General features: G+C 48.5%; 1 protein-coding gene. It reads right to left on the bottom strand.

What is annotated here, in order from left to right; genetic code table 11:
- The coding region (locus DXD65_RS20890) for an IS3 family transposase (RefSeq protein WP_117887909.1) at positions 1–633 on the bottom strand (633 nt) is incomplete at both ends.

The following is a 633-nucleotide window of genomic DNA, read 5'->3' as shown; positions in this document are numbered from 1 at the left end:
TTTTTTCTTCTTCCACATTTTCTTCTGTATTCCCTTCTCCAGATGCGCCACAGCAGGTATTTTATACCCGATACTCATATGCGGTCTGCGATGGTTATAGAAATGTATGTAGCGAGCTATGACATTTCTTGCATGCCCGATGTCGTTGAACCGGCCTCGAGGATGGCTGCTTTCCGCCTTAATAATCCCGTTGATACGTTCCGCAACGGCATTGTCGGTGGGTTTGTAGTCTTCCGTCATACTGATGGCAATGCCATGTTTCTGAAGAAGTGCCACGTATGGGTCGCAACAGTATTGTACGCCACGGTCCGAGTGATGTATCAGGCCCGTAAGATTTTCATCTCCTGTCATTTCAACAGCCTGCTCTATAGCCTGTTGCAATGCATTGATGGTTGCCGATACCCGTAAGGTGTCGGCAAGCACCCATCCCACTATCTTATGGGAGTAGGCATCCGTAATCAGATGCAGATAACAGACTTCACCATTGGCAAGTGGTATATAAGTAATGTCGCTGACCCACAACTGGTTGGCTGAAGTCAAGGTCAGTCCTTTGATTAGGTTCTTCCACTTGTGGTAGCGATGGTTGGAGTTCGTCGTATGCCGGGTCTTGCGGGCAGGAAGCATCAAGCGGTG

Origin of the sequence: Bacteroides sp. 4_1_36, from assembly GCF_003466325.1 — a bacterium.
Classification (GTDB): domain Bacteria; phylum Bacteroidota; class Bacteroidia; order Bacteroidales; family Bacteroidaceae; genus Bacteroides; species Bacteroides uniformis.
This window is presented reverse-complemented; position numbering and strand designations above follow the sequence as displayed.